At 41.3% G+C, this 20,848-nt stretch carries 11 protein-coding genes and 5 tRNA genes; 7 read left to right on the top strand and 9 right to left on the bottom strand.

What is annotated here, in order from left to right:
* From rsxA to AC19MV_RS14485, 7 genes are all read right to left on the bottom strand, one after another.
* Positions 1 to 579 (bottom strand): electron transport complex subunit RsxA, encoded by a 579-nt coding sequence (gene rsxA / locus AC19MV_RS14515; protein WP_188916400.1) that lies wholly within the window; start codon positions 577 to 579, stop codon positions 1 to 3.
* A 139-nt stretch (positions 580 to 718) separates the two neighbouring features.
* The gene (locus tag AC19MV_RS14510; RefSeq protein ID WP_498308431.1) at positions 719 to 2,617 is read right to left on the bottom strand and encodes an EAL domain-containing protein; all 1,899 of its coding nucleotides are present in this window, start codon (positions 2,615 to 2,617) and stop codon (positions 719 to 721) included.
* 325 nt (positions 2,618 to 2,942) lie between these two features.
* Positions 2,943 to 3,018, bottom strand: a tRNA-Asn gene (locus AC19MV_RS14505).
* Between the two features lie 51 nt (positions 3,019 to 3,069).
* Positions 3,070 to 3,145: transfer RNA gene (locus AC19MV_RS14500), tRNA-Asn, on the bottom strand.
* Between the two features lie 29 nt (positions 3,146 to 3,174).
* A tRNA-Asn gene (locus tag AC19MV_RS14495) sits at positions 3,175 to 3,250 on the bottom strand.
* Between the two features lie 23 nt (positions 3,251 to 3,273).
* A tRNA-Asn gene (locus AC19MV_RS14490) sits at positions 3,274 to 3,349 on the bottom strand.
* Between the two features lie 33 nt (positions 3,350 to 3,382).
* Positions 3,383 to 3,458: transfer RNA gene (locus AC19MV_RS14485), tRNA-Asn, on the bottom strand.
* A 1,489-nt stretch (positions 3,459 to 4,947) separates the two neighbouring features.
* Here AC19MV_RS14485 and uvrB point away from each other — a divergent pair.
* Together uvrB and AC19MV_RS14475 are read left to right on the top strand one after the other, a co-directional pair.
* Entirely contained in the window at positions 4,948 to 6,969 is a 2,022-nt protein-coding gene (gene uvrB, locus AC19MV_RS14480; RefSeq protein ID WP_432401972.1) for an excinuclease ABC subunit UvrB, read from the top strand.
* 95 nt (positions 6,970 to 7,064) lie between these two features.
* Positions 7,065 to 7,838, top strand: coding sequence for an EAL domain-containing protein (locus AC19MV_RS14475; protein WP_498308429.1), 774 nt, complete (start codon positions 7,065 to 7,067; stop codon positions 7,836 to 7,838).
* A gap of 69 nt (positions 7,839 to 7,907) precedes the next feature.
* Here the strand turns inward: AC19MV_RS14475 and asnS are convergent, their stop codons facing one another.
* Positions 7,908 to 9,308, bottom strand: a complete 1,401-nt coding sequence (asnS, locus tag AC19MV_RS14470; protein ID WP_432401968.1) for an asparagine--tRNA ligase — start codon at positions 9,306 to 9,308, stop codon at positions 7,908 to 7,910.
* A gap of 260 nt (positions 9,309 to 9,568) precedes the next feature.
* On the opposite strand from asnS, the gene AC19MV_RS14465 reads away from it, so the two are divergent.
* On the top strand, positions 9,569 to 9,904 hold the full coding sequence (locus tag AC19MV_RS14465) for a hypothetical protein (RefSeq protein WP_432401966.1): 336 nt from the start codon (positions 9,569 to 9,571) through the stop codon (positions 9,902 to 9,904).
* Between the two features lie 334 nt (positions 9,905 to 10,238).
* On the opposite strand, the gene AC19MV_RS14460 is transcribed toward AC19MV_RS14465, so the two are convergent.
* Positions 10,239 to 10,814 carry a CoA pyrophosphatase gene (locus AC19MV_RS14460; RefSeq protein ID WP_498308427.1) on the bottom strand — a complete coding sequence of 192 codons (576 nt, stop codon included), beginning with the start codon at positions 10,812 to 10,814 and terminating at the stop codon, positions 10,239 to 10,241.
* Positions 10,815 to 11,608: 794 nt separating this feature from the next.
* Here AC19MV_RS14460 and malQ point away from each other — a divergent pair.
* Genes malQ through AC19MV_RS14440 form a run of 4 tightly spaced genes read left to right on the top strand, consistent with a single transcriptional unit; the run spans position 11,609 to position 20,782 of the window.
* Positions 11,609 to 13,876: a 4-alpha-glucanotransferase gene (gene malQ / locus AC19MV_RS14455; RefSeq protein WP_498308425.1), complete on the top strand. Its 2,268-nt coding sequence runs from the start codon at positions 11,609 to 11,611 to the stop codon at positions 13,874 to 13,876.
* 13 nt (positions 13,877 to 13,889) lie between these two features.
* A complete protein-coding gene (glgB, locus tag AC19MV_RS14450) occupies positions 13,890 to 16,124 on the top strand; it encodes a 1,4-alpha-glucan branching protein GlgB (protein WP_498308423.1) in 2,235 nt (744 codons plus the stop codon).
* A gap of 42 nt (positions 16,125 to 16,166) precedes the next feature.
* Positions 16,167 to 18,266 carry a glycogen debranching protein GlgX gene (gene glgX / locus AC19MV_RS14445; protein ID WP_498308421.1) on the top strand — a complete coding sequence of 700 codons (2,100 nt, stop codon included), beginning with the start codon at positions 16,167 to 16,169 and terminating at the stop codon, positions 18,264 to 18,266.
* Positions 18,266 to 20,782, top strand: a complete 2,517-nt coding sequence (locus tag AC19MV_RS14440) for a glycogen/starch/alpha-glucan phosphorylase (RefSeq protein WP_498308419.1) — start codon at positions 18,266 to 18,268, stop codon at positions 20,780 to 20,782. Before glgX ends, AC19MV_RS14440 begins: the two co-directional genes overlap by 1 nt.
* Positions 20,783 to 20,848: the final 66 nt, after the last annotated feature.

Genomic DNA, 20,848 nt, shown 5'->3' with positions numbered 1-20,848 from the left:
TTAGTTAACCAGCCCCGCAAACCCCATAAACGCTAACGACATTAGTCCTGCGGTGATCATCGCTATTGCGCCGCCTTTAAAGGGGACGGGCACATCGGCAGCGGCTAAGCGTTCACGCATAGCCGAAAATAAAATCAACACTAATGAAAAGCCAACCGCTGCCCCAAAACCATAAATAGCAGATTGAATAAAGTTATGGTCTTCATTTACATTGAGTAAAGCCACACCTAATACTGCACAGTTAGTGGTAATAAGCGGTAAATAGATACCCAAAGCACGATGCAGTGATGCACTGGTTTTTTGTACGACCATTTCAGTAAATTGGACTACAACGGCAATCACCAGAATAAAGCTCATGGTACGTAAGTAACTGAGGTCGAAAGGCTGTAATAAAAATTCATTGGTGAGATAGCTTAAAATTGAGGCGAGGGTTAATACAAACGTGGTCGCCATTGACATACCAATCGCAGACGCCAATTTGCTCGACACCCCCATAAAAGGGCATAGACCTAAGAATTTAACTAGGACGAAGTTATTAACCAGTACTGTGCCGATTAATAGAAGAAGGTACTCTGTCATTGCTACATTTTTTTGACCAATAGATCTTAGTATTATCTAAGGTTTAGCGTTGAGAAACAACGGATAAAAAACAAGGTTAAACATAAAATGCTTAACCTTGTAATAAAATGCTCAATTTTACCTTTTTATAACACAATAATTACTGTTTTTTGACCAGTAATTCAGGTTTTGCAATGTAATATCCTTGTAGGCCGTCAACGAGTAATTTTTCTAAAGTTAGTTTTTCGTCTTGTTTTTCAACACCGGTAGCAATTACCCGAATACTGATACGCTTAGCGATATCGACAATCATACGAACAAAAAACTTATTGTTGTTATCTTGCTCAATATTATCACTATAACTACTGTCTAATTTGATAAAGTCTGGGCGCACTTCTCGGAAAAATTTAAACGAGGTAAATCCTAAGCCAAAACGCTCAATAGCCACTTTAGCACCGACTTTATGCATTTCGCTGACAAATTGATGACTGGAAATTAAATTGGCTTGCATACCAGACTCATTAAGTTCGAATATGATCCGAGATGCAATTTGACGATGCTTGGTCAATAGGTCTTTTAACCAGGTGGTAAAGCCATCTTGTAACGCCGATAATGCGCTAATGTTGACTCCCATGTTGCCGATAACACTTGGGTTTTCACTTAACACTTTAATGGTTTGTATCACAATCATTTTATCAAGTTCGACATTCAAGCCGTAACGCTCAGCCATCGCAATCACTGTGGTTGTAGGCAGGTGTTTACCTTCAGCGTTATAAAAACGTGCTAACAGCTCACGATAGACGTCTGTTTGATTATTACAAGGCTGAATAGGTTGTTGATAAAAGTTAATGCTGCGGCGATTAATTAAGTCATCAATGGTAATTTTCCAATGGTCATCACCCAATTGCTCATCACCAGAGAGCTTCTCAAGTTGATAATATCGGTTAGGCCCTAATGTTTGTGCAATGCTGACTGCAGTGTCCGCTAATGCCATTAACGTTAAAGGTTCACACCCTTCTTTATAAGGCACCATGCCTGCATGGGCAATGGAATCACTACGAGTACTTTGAGCATACTCATCGAGATGACGTTTAAGACTCTCTAAACATTTTTCACCTTCTTTAAGTGTTAAGCCATCGATAAAGACTGCAAAGTCACCACTGGAGACTCTAAAACATTCATTTACCCCTAATGATGAAACCGCTTTACGAATACAATTAGCCAATTTAGCTAAATAATCATCACCCGCGGCTCGTCCATGTAGTTGGTTAATGCTCGCAAGCTCTGCGGCTTTTACCATGATCAAGACGCCATATTGCTGTTTATTTGATTTGCTTAAGTCTTCTAAAAATTGAGTAAAACGTTGCCGAGTAGAAAAACCACTGACGGGGTCTTGGTAAGCGGCTTTAGTGAGTAATTCGTTTTCTTTTCTGACGCTGTCTAGGCTAAGTTTCAATTGGCTACGGCAAGTTTCAAGGGCATTGCCTAATGGGCGTAAAACCCCAGGGAAACGAGAACGTTCTAGTGCTAAAAAAGACAAATCAGGAATATGTGTAATGTACTCCGCTGCATACCGAATGTGGTTTTTATGTAATTGTACTAATGCAGCAAACAACAACATTAGCAGAATATACGCACCAATTAATAAGGTGGCGGTTTGTTCTAGATCGGCAATATTCGCTGAAAGTACGCTCGATGTGTCTAGTCGAACTTGCAAGCGTGCTTGGGGAAAAGAGTCTATGTGACCGAGCTCAATATCGAAAATTTTGCTGGCAAAGTCATCACTTGGACGTTGTAAGCTACCGTGAGTGAAGTTTAGATTACTGTCAGTATTATGAATAAATTGGAAGAATTGAAAAGTAAATGTACTCGACATTTGCTGATATAGGGCTTCGCCGTCACCATCCCAGTTACGATATGTTTGCACATATTGCAAATAACTTGCGCGTGCGATTTCACCTTGTTCTTGAACTTCATTATTTTCAACCGAGTAAATACGGAAAACCAATAGGCCGAAAACAATTAACAGAACCAGCTGAAAGGATTTTGATAAGCCCATAAAACATCCATTCCTTACGAGTTGCCAATTTATGCCATTCAGCCAAATGCTGTCGTTAATAACAGTGTCATCTAGATGGGCATGATGATAAATGTGTTGTCACAATAGTGTATATAATAACCAATAATATTATAGCAGGTGTAGTATTAAATTATTATTAACCTAAAGCACTATAATCACAGGAAAAAACAGGTAAATTAGATGAGTAGAATGACGGTGCAGAAGACATTAAGTTAGCGACATTATCAATCAATAAAGTTTCAAATGAAAGTGAGGGTATAAAGTAACAGAGAATTTTTTCGAGGAATGAAGCTGATGTTAATAATGGCTCCCCAGACTGGACTCGAACCAGTGACATACGGATTAACAGTCCGCCGTTCTACCAACTGAACTACTGGGGAAGCGTATTATTACGATTGAACTATTTACTATCGAACTATTTTGACTTGAAATGGCTCCCCAGACTGGACTCGAACCAGTGACATACGGATTAACAGTCCGCCGTTCTACCAACTGAACTACTGGGGAAGCGTATTATTTCAAATGCATTATCTCGATGGCTCCCCAAACTGGACTCGAACCAGTGACATACGGATTAACAGTCCGCCGTTCTACCAACTGAACTATTGGGGAATTATTTCGATAATTATAAACGTTGGCTCCCCAAACTGGACTCGAACCAGTGACATACGGATTAACAGTCCGCCGTTCTACCAACTGAACTATTGGGGAATTACGCTTATATTCTAAACTTACATACTAAATTGGCTCCCCAGACTGGACTCGAACCAGTGACATACGGATTAACAGTCCGCCGTTCTACCAACTGAACTACTGGGGAAACGTTTTTAGCAATGTATTGCTGAGAACGGAGCGCATAGTAAAACGCTCTGGTAACTGAGTCAACTCGAGTTATAAAAAAAAACGCATTTATGTGACTAATTGGTTATCAAATACACATCGTGCACGACTTTTGGGCGTTTATGTCGATTTTTAAACAATGAATAGAAAATGAAACACTTATATATTCAATTCAGATCTTTGTTGATCTTGTGCTCATTAAAGAAGAGTGAAATCAAAAGCGCAGTAGGGTGCTCATCACTTAGGTGTCATTTTGATTCCAGTCGTAACACGAAGTAATTGACTCCAGGGATGGCCACTATTGGGTCACGCTATGGATAAGCACTAAAGTGAGTCTGTGCTTTGAACGTACAAAATTTTTTAAAAGACAGTAGCGATGAGTGCATTTACTTATTTTATGAGTGGCATTGGCAGCCTAGATTGTTTCTCTACTGGGGTTAGCACTCATGCATTGACGCTGTGAGTTTTCGGTTACATCCATTTTTCGGTTACATTCATTGTACACATAAGGGGATGACCAATACCGTTAACGATTTAAAGGACCTACCGAGATGTGTTAATTGATATTGCTTTTGATCAAACCCTTTAACGTCGTTTGTGGGCACTCTTACATTAGGAAATAATGAACCGATTGTCTTGCTGTTTCGTATTGCATATCAAATGTAATTAAATTTCATCAAAACATTCTTACGTTTTTATGAACCTTGCTATCGCGCTATCCCGCAGCCACATTGGTGTTTAGTGAGTTATCCACTAAATCTGTGGATAAACATGTGGACTTCTTCTATAAATGCTCTTCAATCCCTTACTGAGCAAGGCTTGGACTTAAAATGCACTTATTCATTAGCGATAAATTAACTTGATTAAATTCAAATGAATACAAAAATCAACTGTTTTGTTTTTTCACTGTTCTGTGGATTGCAAAATTGTAATCCGTTTGCATTGTAGATTGTGTATTAAATTGCAGTTTAGTTTAGTTTTTCACCGATTTACTCGCGGTATTTAACACTAAACGGCTTGTATCGATAACGTCTATATAAGGATCGCATCGTTGCCATAATCAATGTTTGTATGGCGGTAAACGATCGTAATCGTCCTGCATATACAGACATTACGCTAACGAGTACGCTTGTGCTTGAGTGGGTTGAATTCATCGTTCAACGATTTAGCGCTGTACATTGTTCAATTATATTGAAGAGATATCAATCTGATAAAAGTACCACCCAAATAGATCACTTTAGTTACCATAGCGTCAATCCCCGCTACCAGTAATGCTCAGCTTGTGAAATCGCTTATTTATCGTTATTTATTTTTCGTTATTTATTGGTATCGCCTATTTGTCATGGATAGGTTGGCACTGCAGCACTGCAGCACTGCAGCACTGCATCAAGGCATATCAATATTTACAGTCGCAACCCATTAGTGTTTAGGTATATCATAAACAGTTCAATTATTAAGGAAGTCATGCAGTGTCAGAGTCAGTTTTCACCTTAGAGTCCAAATTTGAGCCCGCGGGCGATCAGCCCACCGCAATCAATCAATTAGTCGAGGGTCTTCACTCAGGCATTGCCAGCCAAACCTTATTAGGGGTGACAGGCTCAGGTAAAACTTACACTATTGCTAATGTGATTAAGCAAATGGGGCGTCCAACCATTATCATGGCACCTAACAAAACGCTTGCGGCTCAGCTTTATGGCGAAATGAAAGAATTTTTTCCACACAATGCCGTTGAGTATTTTGTGTCTTACTACGACTACTATCAACCAGAAGCGTATGTACCCGCCTCAAATACCTTTATTGAAAAAGATGCATCGGTTAACGCCCATATTGAGCAAATGCGTTTATCAGCGACCAAAGCATTATTAGAGCGTAAAGATGTGGTACTTATTGCCTCAGTGTCTGCGATTTATGGCCTGGGTGATCCTGAGTCATACATGAAAATGTTACTGCATCTCCGTCAGGGTGACTTTATGGGGCAACGTGACATTCTTATTCGCCTCAGTGAATTACAATACAAGCGCAATGATATCGAATTGCAGCGTGGCACTTATCGTGTGCGTGGTGAAGTGATTGACATATTCCCCGCAGAATCGGAACGTGAAGCCATCCGCATTGAATTGTTTGACGATGAAATAGAACGTTTGAGCGAATTTGATCCACTGACAGGACAAATAAATAAGCGCATCGTGCGGACCACTATTTATCCTAAAACGCACTATGTCACTCCACGTGAAAAAATATTAGCGGCAACAGAAGACATTAAAGAAGAATTGCGTGAGCGTCGGCAATTCTTGCTCGACAACAACAAACTTATCGAAGCGCAACGGATCACCGAAAGAGTGCAATACGACGTCGAAATGATGGTTGAATTAGGTTATTGCTCAGGTATCGAAAACTACTCACGTTATTTGTCAGGGCGGGGAACCGGTGAAGGACCTCCGACGCTTCTGGATTATTTACCTGCAGACGGTTTGTTGATTATTGACGAATCGCACGTGACGGTGCCACAAATAGGCGCCATGTACAAAGGCGATCGTAGCCGTAAAATGAATCTAGTCGAGTACGGATTTAGATTACCCTCAGCACTCGACAACCGCCCGTTAATGTTCGAAGAGTTCGAGCGTTTAATGCCGCAAACCATTTTTGTTTCGGCCACACCTAGCCAGTATGAGCTTGATAAAAGTGATGGCGAAATTGCTGAGCAGCTCGTTCGTCCAACCGGATTACTTGATCCGGTACTTGAGGTTCGCCCTGTTGGGATCCAAGTCGACGATTTATTATCTGAAATTCATAAACGCGTGGCGGTTAATGAGCGGGTATTAGTGACAACGTTAACTAAACGTATGTCAGAAGACTTAACTGAATACCTCGACGAACATGGCGTTAAAGTGCGTTACTTACACTCAGATATTGACACTGTTGAGCGAATTGAAATTATTCGTGATCTTCGCTTAGGCCATTTTGATGTGTTAGTCGGGATTAACTTATTACGTGAAGGCCTGGATTTACCCGAAGTATCGTTAGTGTGTATTCTTGATGCCGATAAAGAAGGTTTTTTACGCTCTGAACGTTCGCTTATTCAGACGATTGGCCGCGCTGCACGTAACGTTAACGGTAAAGTGATTCTCTATGCCGACAGAATTACCAATTCAATGGCAAAAGCCATGGGTGAAACTGAACGTCGACGTGAAAAACAACATCAGCACAATTTAAAGCTTGGGATTGTACCTCGCGGCGTCGTGAAGAGTATCACCGACGTAATGGATGTAGGCGATCCTAAAAAAGCCAAAGGTCAGCACAAACAACAAGGCAAATATGCACAAGTGGCAGACAATCGTGCAACGTACACCAGTGTTGCTGATTTGAGCCATCAAATCGATGCACTTGAAAAGCAAATGCACGAATTTGCCAGAAACTTAGAATTTGAACAAGCCGCAGCGCTTCGCGATGAAGTTAAACAACTACGTGAGCAAATTATTTTAAACAGCTAGCCAATCTGAGTAGACTACACTTTATGTAAAGTGCTTTAATTGAACTGCTTATGACGCATTGATGCGCAAACGACAGAGAATGAACTGGTATAAATATGACATCAGACGATATAAATTGCGATAAAGTAGTGTGTAATCATTGTATCGATGATAATGAGCTCGGCTTTGATTTTACCATGGCATTCCAACCGATTATCAATTGCCAAACCATGGATGTTTTTGGTTATGAGGCGCTAGTGCGCGGCGTCAATAATGAATCGGCTTATTCCATTATCGCTAAGGTTAACGACGATAATCGCTACTTGTTCGATCAACTCTGCCGCATCAAAGCAATCGCTTTAGCTGCAAAGTTGCAGATCGATTCCATGTTGAGCATTAACTTTTTACCTAATGCGATTTATAAACCCGAGCGCTGTATTCGCACTACGCTTGAGGCGGCTAAAAAATATCAGTTCCCGACTGAACGGATCATGTTTGAGTTTACTGAAGTTGAAAAGATTGAAGACAGCGAACACATCAAAAAAATTGTTAATTATTATCAAGCGTTAGGATTTAAAACCGCGACCGATGACTTTGGTTCTGGTTTTTCTGGGTTGAATTTATTAGCCGACTTCCAAACGGATATTATTAAGCTTGATATGGGGCTTATCCGCAATATTCATTTAAATACAACGCGTCAGATCATCGTCAGCCATTGCTTGAATATGATGCACGAACTCAAAATCACGGTTTTAGCCGAAGGGATTGAAACCATGGAGGAGTATCTTTGGTTAAAAAATGCCGGTATCGAGCTAATGCAAGGTTATCTTTTTGCTAAACCCGGTTTTGAATGTTTGCCTGACATTGATTTTGAGTTACTCAAGGCATAAATCAGATAATAAAAAAACGCGCCGTAAAGGCGCGTTTTAACATCTATTATTGACTATGACACTAGCGGATTAGAAGTTTGCAGAACGTGGCGCACGTGGGAAAGGGATCACATCACGGATATTGTTCACACCAGTCACATATGACACTAAACGTTCAAACCCTAAACCAAAGCCTGAGTGAGGCACTGTGCCATAACGGCGTAAGTCACGGTACCACCAGTAATCTTCCTGGCTTAAATCCATTTCAGCTAAACGTGCATCAAGCACATCTAAACGCTCTTCACGTTGCGCACCACCAATGATCTCACCAATGCCTGGTGCTAACACGTCCATGGCGGCAACAGTCTTGCCATCATCGTTTAAACGCATGTAGAACGCTTTAATGTCTTTAGGGTAGTTTTTCACTACAACCGGCGCTTTAAAGTGTTCTTCAGCTAAATAACGCTCATGCTCAGATTGTAAATCAATGCCCCATTCAACAGGGAACTCGAACGTCTTGCCGCAGTTTTTAAGGATCTCTACTGCATCAGTATAATCAACTTGCGCAAAGTCACTGCTTACAAAAGCTTGTAAACGTTCAATAACCGTTTTATCAACACGTTCGTTGAAGAAGCTTAAATCATCCATACGCTCTTCAAGCACAGCATTAAACGCAAACTTAAGCATTTTTTCAGCCAGCTCAGCCGCATCATCTAATGTAGCAAAAGCCACTTCCGGTTCAACCATCCAAAACTCTGCAAGGTGACGAGTTGTGTTGGAGTTTTCAGCGCGGAAAGTTGGGCCAAAGGTATACACTTTAGATAAAGCACAAGCATAGGTTTCTGCGTTTAACTGGCCAGAAACAGTTAAAAATGCTTCTTTACCGAAAAAGTCTTTGTCATAATCCACTTTACCAGCATCTGTGCGAGGTAAGTTTTCCATGTCTAAAGTCGATACTCGGAACATTTCACCAGCGCCTTCACAATCAGAAGCGGTAATCAGTGGGGTCGATACCCAAATAAACCCTTCTTGATGGTAAAAACGGTGAATAGCTTGTGACAAACAGTTACGCACTCGCGCTACAGCACCAATAATGTTGGTACGTGGACGTAAGTGAGCAAGTTCACGAAGATGCTCAATAGAGTGACGCTTAGCGGCCATTGGGTAGGTATCTGGGTCATCAACAAAGCCGGTGACTTCAACGCCAGAGACTTGCAGTTCAAATGCTTGGCCAGCACCAGGAGAAGCCACCACTTCACCGGTCATGACTACAGCGCAGCCGGCAGTCAATTTCAATACATCGTCATTGTAATTGGCTAGGCTATTTGGTACGACACCTTGTATAGGGTCGAAACATGAACCGTCGTAAACGGCCAAGAAAGAGATACCAGCTTTAGAATCACGGCGAGTTCTTACCCAGCCACGTACAGTGACTTGCGAACCGATTGCGTGTTCACCTTTAAATACAGAAGCGACAGATGTAATGCTCATTGTTGCTTAATTCTCCAACGTATCGAATTATGAATATAAATTTGCGTTTATCTTACCTTGCTGGTGGCTTTTCTCAAGCTTAAAACGCTATTCTATAATGATTATTGTGTTACTTTTGATTAAGTCGGTTAAATATTTGGCAAATGAGCAAGTTAAGCCAATGCCGATTACCGTCATCACTCCTATCTTAATTAATTATCAGTGTGAAAATTAATGAAGAGGTATGAGGTTGGCATATTGTGTAAACCAAGGATTAGGACATGTCTCGATTAGGTACTTTGCAAGTTGTGTTGACCGTATTATCGATTTTAGGGTGGAGTTTGGCCATTTATGCGTTAATTATTTATGGTGAGGCGAGGCCAGATCGCGCCGTGGGGTATTTTTTGAGTAAAGGTGTGTCTGTGCGTCTTTATTGGGAACCCGATTTGACGGTTAAGTTAGAGTATTTAATCTGGTGTTGTGCGGGCGTGAGTTTTTTAAACTTGCTGGTTAATTTTTATGCTAAAACAACCACTAGAATTGGCTTTTGGGTCAATATCCCTTTGCTACTGTTGGTGTCGTTATCTGCTGGGTTATACATTCGTTACATGATTTAAATTATAATTAAAAATCAATCTTGCGTGACATAGCGGCATAGTAAATCGATTATTTCTGCCAAACGACCACGAGGAATGGCTTTTGGGTCAATATGCTTTTCTATTGCTACTGTTGGTGTCGTTATCTGCTGGGTTATACATTCGCTACATGATTTAAATGATAATCAAAATCAATTTTGCGTGACATAGCGGCATAGTAAATCGATTATTGCTGCCAAACGACCACGAGGAATGGCTTTTGGGTCAATATCCTTTTTCTATTGCCACTGCTACTGCAGGTGTCGTAATCTGCTGGGTTATACATTCGTTACATGATTTAAATTATAATTAAAAATCAATCTTGCGTGACATGGCGGCATAATAAATCGATTATTGCTGCCGTTACTCCCCATATAAAACGGTCTTCAAACGGCATAAAATGAACGTGATAGCGTTTTCCATGTCGATAATGAAACACCTCATGTCGATTATTTCTGTCAATAAAAAAGCTTAATGGTACGGTAAAACAGTCTGCTACTTCGCCCGGATCAATGATTAACTCGAAGGGCTGTTTTACAAAAGCCACCACTGGGGTTATCTCAAATCCCGTAAATGTTTTGTGCGGCGGAAATAAACCTAATACCTCAACGTTTTCGGCGCTTAAGCCTATTTCTTCATGGGCCTCTCTCAATGCAGTATCAATGGCATTTATGTCCGTAGGTTCAACTTTACCGCCAGGAAAGCTAATTTGCCCAGGATGATGACGTAAATGCATTGCCCGTTGGGTCAATACAATTTGCAGTTGCTGATCTATTTCAATAATCGGAATTAACACCGCCGCTTGGCGTCCCAAATACGATGTTGGTGCGGATGCAATCGCGGCACTCAATTGATGTAATCGGTAGCGTATTTGAAATTCGTGTTTATTCATTGATGTGTTTGAATCCAATTAATAGTTTATTGAGTGTTATACATATTCAATTAATTATATGTTCGATCAGAGTCACTCAGATTTCAGTTTGAGACGCATTGTTGAAAATATGGTTGTTTCTTTGTAAAACAATGTAACAAATAAATGGAAAGCCTATGTGATTCTTAAGGGCGGTTTTCTGCACCTTCTATGCTGCTTAATATGTTTATTAGGTACAACTGCATGGTCTTATTTTTGCCATAAAATTAAAACATTTCCACCATCTATAGCAGTCAGATGTAGGAGATAGAGTAACGCAGGAGCCGTTGCCGAAAAACAACGATGCCTAACAATCTTATTATTTATCTATAAGCCGCAGAATTTCCACTTAATACCAGATAATTAATAAAATGGGTTTAAACATCCAACAATGAGTCGCGCCCAGCAACTCATTGTATAACATTTGAACAAGCCTATCAGAATGCTCAATAGTTTAGGTAATTTGTTTGCTGCACGATTAACCGTTCCTACTTAATATCAACCGTCTACGCAATAAACCGAGTAATAATAATTATAGTGACATTGATTGCTTAATTGCGCCATTTTGTGACACGTGCCCGATTATCGTGCATTTAATAGTCCTAAAATGATTGTGTGTTTAAACATTTAAACGTCAACATCGATTGGTAAGTTGCTGATTTATATTTAGTAATCGTTGTCATTTTATTGCCATTAATCTGTCTTCAATTTGTTATGATGAACTGGCATGGTAACTGCTGGAATGAATGCAGTTAATTATCGCGAGGAAGACAAATATGGGACTAGAGAAGTTGCTATATTTGCAAGGTGTAGGGGCAGAATTTATCGATTGTTTCGGTAATCTTGTTCACATACCCGCTAGGGACAGGCAGGGGATTTTAACTACGATGTTATTGCAATCATCGTTTCATCAACGTGAACATCTTCATGATGAGTCCGACCCTCAATCATTTGATATACAGGATTTTACTCAGCAGCAATTATCACCACCAAAGATAGACGCGCGAATAGAGCAACTCGATGTACAGCCTTGGTTGCTTCCGTTACATACTTTTCAATGGTGTACCATTGAAAAGCTTTATGTCGATGTTTATCTGCCAGAGAATTATGCATCTGGGTTTGTGGTGACCATTAGCGGTGAAAATATTGACACACTCTCGGTGAGTGCCAATGTAAGTGATTGTGTTATTGCTGGCGAATATCATATTAATGACAAGCGTTATTGCCAATATCGCTTAATGCTTGATAACTCGGCATTGCATTTAGGTTATCACCAAGTTGATTTAGTGTTTAATCATGATCCTCAGCGTAAAAACACCTTACAGGGACAATTGATGGTTGCGCCGTCTACGGCTTATCAAGGTCGTTCAGCGCAGCCATTTAACAACAATAAAGAAACATGGGGACTTAATGCGCAACTGTATGCTTTACGTAATGAGGCGCAATGGGGGATTGGTGATTTTGGCAATTTAGCTGAACTTATAGAGTACGCTGCCCATGCTGGTGCAGATTTTATTCTTCTCAATCCACTACATGCTGTAGACATCAGCCAGCCAGATAACCCCAGTCCATACAGCCCGACAGACCGCCGTCGATTAAACCCTTTATACATACAAATTGAAGCCGTTGATGAGTATAACGCCCTCAATGGGGAACTTTTATCACAAAAATGGCAGCAAAAAAGGTTAGTGCTGAATCAAGCACACCTTATTAATTACGATGAAGTGCATAGCCTGAAATATGCCGCTTTCGATAAGTTGTATCAAATATTTTGTTCTTATCACGTCAAGTTAGAAACACCAAGATACAGAGCCTATAAGGCGTTTTTGGCACAAGATGAAACTGCGCTGATGCAGTTTGTTACCATCGAGGTGGAATTAGCACCTAAATATTTCACTCAAGATGTTGGCTTTTATTTGTATCTACAATTTGTCGCTAATGAACAATTACAAGCTTGCCAATTGAATGCAAAACAGTGTGGAATGAGTATTGGGCTTATTCGTGATTTGGCTGTCGGGGCGGTGAGTCATGGCGCCGAAATTAGTGCCAATGCCGATTTTTTTTGTGGCAACGCCAGTATTGGGGCACCACCAGATCCTTTTGCTGAACATGGCCAAAATTGGGGCTTAACCCCATTCGATCCGGTTAAATTAAAACAACTTGATTATGGTCATTTTATCCAGTTGGTTCGCAGTAATATGCAAAGTTGCGGAGCATTGAGAATTGATCATGTCATGGGATTACTGCGTTTGTGGTGGTGGCCTCTACATGAAGAACTCGGTAATGGCTGTTATGTCTATTATCCATTAGAAACCTTGTTAGCCATTATTTGTTTAGAAAGCCAGCGCGCTCGTTGCATTGTGATTGGCGAGGATTTAGGCATAGTACCACCGGAAATTGTGGCGTGTTTGCACGAAGCCGGCATTTTATCTAATGAATTATTTTATTTTTGTAAAGACCACAATAACTTTAAATCACCAAAAAACTATAATCGTCAAAGCCTAATGATGCTGGCCAATCATGATGTACCAACGCTTTCTGCGTGGTGGTTTGGTGCGGACTTACGTCTACGACGTCAGCTCGAATTGATTGAAACCGATGACAAGTTACAGCAGGCCAACACTCAGCGTCAGCAAGAGAAACAGCAATTAATTGACTTGCTTATCCGCGAACAGGAATTTGAGCTACCAACCTCTACTACATCGGTTGAACAATTAGATTTTGACAGTGTGTTATTGGCCTGGATCCGAGTTGCCGCAAAAGGCAATGCACAACTGTTTAGTGTGCAATTAAGTGATTTAGTCGCCGATAAACACGGAGTAAATATTCCCGGCACCTGGAAAGCATTCCCTAATTGGCAGCGTCGATTACCCCTTTCAATCAAACAAATGTCCCAAAGCCCTAAAGTACAGCAACGTCTTGAAGCGATAGCATCAGCCCGAAAGTCACGAACTCAAGCCAATCCAGTTAACACAAGTACCGTAAACACAACAGTAAAAACCAATGCAGAAAACACATCGTCATCCGATAAACGTGCCTATTAATGGATCATTGAATATGACTGTAGCGACCCCGTATTTTCAACAAGGTAGTGAAATAGCCTTATTAAATGGTGAGTACACAGATGTGTTTTCACTGCTTGGCATGCACAGTGCTAATGATGGTAAAACACTGGTTGTCCGTTGCTTAATACCTGGTGCGATCAGTGTTGATGTATTGAGCGCTAAAGATGGACGTAAAGTGGCAACACTTGAGCAAGTGAACGAGCAAGGTCTATTTGCCGGTAAAATGGGCCGAAGAGTGAAGCCTTTTGCTTATTTATTGCGGGTGCAATATCCCTTATGTGAGCAGCTCATTAACGACCCATATCAATTTGACAGCTTACTCAACCCTGATGACGTGTATTTATTTGGCGAAGGCAGCCAGTTGCAAACATACCATTTTCAGGGTGCTAATTGGCGTGAACATCAGGGTCTGAAAGGGGTTCATTTTTGTGTGTGGGCGCCAAATGCTAAGCAAGTGGCGGTGATGGGGGATTTTAATTTATGGGACAACAAGCGTCATATATTACGTCACCATCCTGCTAGTGGGCTGTGGGATATTTTCATTGCTGAGGTTGAACCCGATCAACACTATAAATATGCCATTAGCGATATGCATGGCAATCGCGTTATTAAGTCCGATCCTTACGCGGTCGCCATGCAACCATCACCTCATAATGCGTCGAAAATCCCTCATGTCGAACGTTATGACTGGCAAGATAGTCAATGGTTAGCAGAGCGGGCAAGTCATCAGCCACACGTACAACCTATGTCTATCTATGAGGTGCAATTAGCCTCGTGGCGTCGCAATGGGGATGACGGCCAGGAATATACTGATTACTCGCAGTTAATTGCCGAGTTAGTACCTTATATAAAAGAGATGGGTTTTACTCATTTACAGTTAATGCCAATCAGCGAATATCCGTTCGATGGATCTTGGGGTTATCAACCTGTAGGGTTATTTGCCCCGACTTATCGCTTTGGTGATGCCAATGGCCTTAAAGCTTTTATTGATGAATGCCATCAGCAAGGTATTGCGGTGTTGCTCGATTGGGTGCCAGCACATTTTCCTCGCGATCCTCATGGATTGGTAAGGTTTGACGGTAGTTGCTTATACGAACATGCTGACCCCCGCAAAGGCGAACAACCGGACTGGGACACACTAATTTATAATTATGGTCGCGCAGAAGTTCGCAGTTTTTTATACAGTAATGCCCATTACTGGTTAGATGAATTTCATTTTGATGGTTTAAGGCTTGATGCTGTGTCGTCTATGCTCTACCTCGATTACAGCAGAAGAGCAGATCAATGGATCCCAAATAAATTCGGCGGGCGTGAAAACCTTGAAGCTATCAGCTTTCTACAAGAGTTAAATGCGCGCATGTACCAATGCTTCCCAGGCATTAACATGATTGCTGAAGAGTCAACCGCATGGCCAGGTGTGACGCAAGCCACCAGCAATAATGGCCTAGGTTTTGGCTTTAAATGGAACATGGGGTGGATGAATGACACTTTACGTTACATCAGTTGTGACCCTCTTTACCGACGTTATCATCATGGTGAGCTTACCTTTAGCTTAGTGTATGCCTTCACCGAACAATTTATTTTGTCACTCAGTCACGATGAAGTGGTTCACGGTAAGGGGTCGTTACTGCATAAAATTCCGGGTGATGACTGGCAGAAGTTCGCCACATTACGCGCTTATTATGGCTTTATGTGGACTCATCCGGGCAAAAAATTATTGTTTATGGGTAACGAATTTGCCCAGCACAACGAATGGAACCATAACCAGAGCCTAGATTGGCATTTATTAACCTATGCAACACATCAAGGTGTGCAAGATTGGGTGCGCGATCTCAATCAATGCTATCAACAATATCCTGCATTATATCAACGCGATCACCATAGCGACGGTTTCCAATGGCTCGACTGCAACAATGCTGACAATAACATTTTGGTGTTTTGTCGTTTTGGCATGGACAAGCAACAACATGTCGTGATTGTGGTCAACATGTCTCCACAGGTTTATTACGACTTCAGAGTGGGTGTACCCACGGCGCAAAACTATCGCGAGTTGCTCAACAGTGACCATCGGCACTATGGTGGCGGTGATGTCGTCAATGATAATCCCTGTGAAGCTCAGGCTACTCCATGGCAAGGCATGTTACACAGTATTGTTATCACAGTACCACCGTTGGGTTGCAGTATTTGGGTTCCAGAACTAGACGAACAAGATCAGCCTACGCAATAAGTGGGTGACGAAATAATGGTTTCAACTTTACAAGGGCATGTTATGGATATGACCAGCGGTTATCCTTATCCACTTGGGGCAACACTCGATGATAACGGGGTGAACTTTTCGTTATTTTCGGCGCATGCAACAAAAGTAGTGCTGTGTATTTTTGACTCCACAGGCAGTGTTGAAATAGCGCAATATATTATGCAGCATCAAACACGACAGATTTGGCATTGCCACTTATCGGGTGCTAAAGCGGGACAGCTTTATGGCTATCGAGTTTTTGGGCCTTACCAGCCTGAACTCGGGCACCGTTTTAATCATCATAAATTTCTGCTCGATCCTTACGCCAAAAGATTAGTGGGGGAAGTGACATACCACCCTGCGATTTATGGTTATGACATTGATGCTTTAAATGAAGATTTATCATTTGATACTCAAGATAGCGCACCATATATGCCCAAATGTATGGTGTTAGACAGTCGATTTGTAAACGATATTCCAATAGCACCCCTTAATATTAGTCTCGCTAGAAGCATCATATTCGAGACTCATGTAAAGGGTTTTACTCAACAGCACCCCAATATTCAATTGTCCCAACAAGGGACGTTTGCTGGGTTAGCTAGCCAACCGATAATTGACTATTTACAGAACTTAGGGATTACCTGCATAGAGTTGTTACCCGTGCATGGCTTTTTTGATGAACCCTTTTTGGTGCAAAAAGGCCTGACTAATTACTGGGGATACAACAGCATTGCTTTTATGGCTCCACATTCTGCTTATTTATCGGATGAGGGAGATATTGGCGAATTCAGACGAATGGTTTCTACACTTCATCTTGCTGGGATTGAAGTGATCCTCGATGTGGTTTTTAACCATACCGCCGAAGGAAACCATTTGGGACCCACTTTCAGTTTTCGTGGTATCGATAATGCTAGCTACTATCGGTTATTACCCAATGAAAAACGTTTCAACATTAACGATACTGGCTGCGGTAATACCTTCAACCTTAATCATCCTCAAGTACTGATGCTGGTCATGGATTCGTTGCGCTACTGGGTAGAAGTGATGGGCGTTGATGGATTTAGATTTGATTTAGCCAGTTGCCTTGGACGAGAAGCCTATGGATTTGATCGTGGAAGTGGCTTTTTTGATGCCATCACTCAAGATCCTGTGTTGTGCAAAGTCAAATTGATTGCTGAGCCTTGGGACATTGGCCCTGGGGGGTATCAGTTAGGCAATTACCCAGTGGCATTCAGTGAGTGGAATGACCGTTATAGAGATGCCATGCGCAAATTCTGGCGTGGCGACAGTGGTTTATCACCTGAGTTTGCCAAGCGGTTCCACGGTTCAAGCGATTTTTTCGAACATAACGGTCGTGGCCCTGCCGCGAGCATCAATTTTATCACCAGCCATGATGGTTTCAGTTTGCATGATTTAGTCAGTTATGGCGATCGTCATAACTTGGCCAACGGTGAAGATAACCGCGATGGACATCAAGAAAACTGCAGTAGTAATTATGGCATCGAAGGTGAGTGCGACGATGACGCCATTAATGCCATCCGCAGTCGACAAAAACGTAACTTATTAACCTGTTTGTTGTTGTCTCAGGGGGTACCGATGTTGTTGGCAGGCGATGAATCGAGCCAAACTCAACAAGGTAATAACAATGCCTATTGTCAGGACAATCCCATAGGGTGGTTTAACTGGGACAATATCGATTGGCCATTAGTGAACTTTACGGCGCAATTAATCAGCTTACGTAAACGCTTTCCAATGTTATGCCATCAAGCGTTTATTCATAAGCCAGAAGCCCTTTTTGATAATGGTTTAGCCTGGTTTAACCGCCAGGGTGAGGTGATGAACAAATGCCATTGGGGTGAGTATCAAATCCGGACCTTGAGTGTCATTTTAACGGGGAATTTAGCTCATGCTGATATTGGTGCTGCCGCTGAGAGTACAGAAGCATTGTTATTGATGATTAATACAGATGAATTAGCTCATACCTTTACTCTGCCACAATTACCCCATCTTCGATATTGGCATTGTTTATTACATACCCAAGAAAGTGAGCCTTCAGTGAATGAGGATCAGCAAGTCAGTTTAATGAGTCGTAGTTTAATGTTATTTCATACCGAGTTTACAAGGAGCAATTGATGACCACAGCGAAAGATAACGCCAGTGCCAATATCAGTAAAACCAATAGTAAAGTTGAAGTCACTGCCGAGATATTAATAGACGAACAAAATTGTTCTCACGAAGAACCTTGCGATAGCTTAAAGGCCTTATTAGCAAGGCATATGCGCTACGAATTATGCAGAGACGACCATGATAAACATGAATTGTTTAATGCCTTAGCACAAAGCGTTAAGGAACAAATGCTTGATGACTGGCGACAAACACGGCTCAAGGATAATCAATATCAACAAAAACAAGTGGCCTATTTGTCATTAGAGTTTTTGATGGGCCGAGCATTAGGTAATGCATTATTAAGTTTAGACATTACCGAGGATGCTCAACAAGTACTCACAGAGTACGCCACTAACTTAGAACATATTGAACAAGTTGAGCATGATGCAGGGTTAGGCAATGGTGGGCTCGGACGCTTAGCGGCTTGTTTTCTCGACAGTTGTGCTAGTTTGGATTTACCCGTTACGGGTTATGGTATCCGATATCAATACGGCATGTTTGTACAAAAAATAATAGATGGTTATCAGATAGAGCGACCCGATCGTTGGTTACGAAATGGTAACCCTTGGGAAGTCCGAATTTCTAATCATATTGTTTCTGTCCCTTTTTATGGTCATACCGAAACTCATTCTTTTAAGCAGGGTCATCGGCATCATGTTTTGGTTAACACTCAAAAAGTATTAGCTATTCCATATGATATGCCTATTCCAGGTTATAAAAATAATCGTATTAACACCTTACGTTTATGGAAAGCGGAAGCCAATGATGACTTCGATTTAGCAGAGTTTAACGAAGGTGATTATGCAGAAGCGGTAGCAACTAAAAACTTGGCTGAACAAATTACCATGGTGTTGTATCCCAATGACGCTAGCGTTAATGGTAAAGAATTACGGTTGAAGCAACAATATTTTTTATCTTCAGCCAGTTTACAGGACCTATTAATCCGTTATGTAAACAAGTTTGGTGAAGATTTTAGCCACTTCAGTGAGCTAAACGTAATGCAGCTTAACGATACTCATCCTAGCATTGCTGTGCCTGAATTGATGCGATTGTTGCTTGATCAATATGGTTTAAGTTGGGACGCAGCGTGGACCATTACAAGTCAGTCAATGGCATATACCAACCATACTTTATTGCCTGAGGCATTAGAGCGTTGGTCAGTTCCTATGATGAAAAATATGCTTCCTCGTATTGTCGAAATCATATTTGAAATTAATGCACGGTATTTAGAGTTGGTTGCACATCATTGGCCTGGTGACATTCAAAAGCTGACTGAGATGTCGATTATTGAAGAGGGCGGAGAACAGCAAATACGAATGGCCTACTTAGCCATCGTTGCCAGTTTTTCTGTTAATGGTGTGGCAGGGTTACATACTCAGTTACTCAAAGAGGGGTTATTTAATAACTTCTATCAATTATGGCCTCACAAGTTTAACAACAAAACTAACGGTGTTACCCCTAGACGTTGGCTAGCATTTTGTAACCCAAAATTATCTTCGTTGATTTGTAGTCGTTTAGGCAACGATTGGATTAAGGATTTGTCACGGCTTAAGGGACTAAATGACTGTATCAGTGACAAAGCATTTGTTAAAGAATGGGCCTTGGTAAAATTTGAGAATAAACAATCATTAACCAAATTTGTGAAACAGCAGTGTGGCGTCGAGTTTGATCCAAAGATGATGTTTGATGTGCAAGTTAAGCGTATCCACGAATACAAACGCCAATTGATGAATATTCTTCATGTTATCCATTTATATCGCCGCATACTTAACGGAGACACCGAGGATATGGTGCCACGTTGTGTGTTAATTGGTGGCAAGGCTGCTCCTGGATATGCCATGGCAAAACAAATTATTAAGCTGGCCAATAATGTAGCCCATATGGTCAATTCTGATCCTCTTGTTACGCCATATTTACGCATGGCATTTATACCTAATTACAACGTCAGTGCGATGGAAAAAATTTGCCCGGGCACTGATTTATCTGAGCAAATATCAACAGCGGGTAAAGAAGCTTCAGGTACAGGCAACATGAAATTCATGATGAATGGTGCCTTGACCATTGGCACATTAGATGGCGCCAATATAGAAATGCTTGAAGAGGTTGGCCATGAAAACTTCTTCTTATTTGGCTTAAATGCTAGTCAAGTAACGCAAACTCGTATGGATTACCAGCCTCAACACATTATTGATCATTCGCCAGCCCTCCAAGGGGTGATGAATATGTTAGAAAGTGGTCATTTTAATTTGGTCGAACCGGGGATTTTCGACAGCATTATTGCCTCGATTATCGATCCTAATGATCAATGGATGACGGCCGCTGATTTTGACAGTTATTGCCAAGCACAAGCGCTGGTGGCAAAAACCTATCTTGATCAAGATAGCTGGCAACAAATGAGTATTAAAAATACCGCCGCAAGCGGGCGTTTTTCAAGCGACAACACCATAGCGGGCTACCGCGACGAAATTTGGATGAAAAAGTAAACAGGTAAGTGATGTGATGCCACAAATAAGTTAAATCATGTATCAATGTTTATTTATTAATGGCTA

It is taken from the genome of Shewanella sp. MF05913, assembly GCF_059758095.1.
Note: the sequence above shows the minus strand (reverse complement) of the source record. Positions and strands in the feature narration are given on the sequence as shown.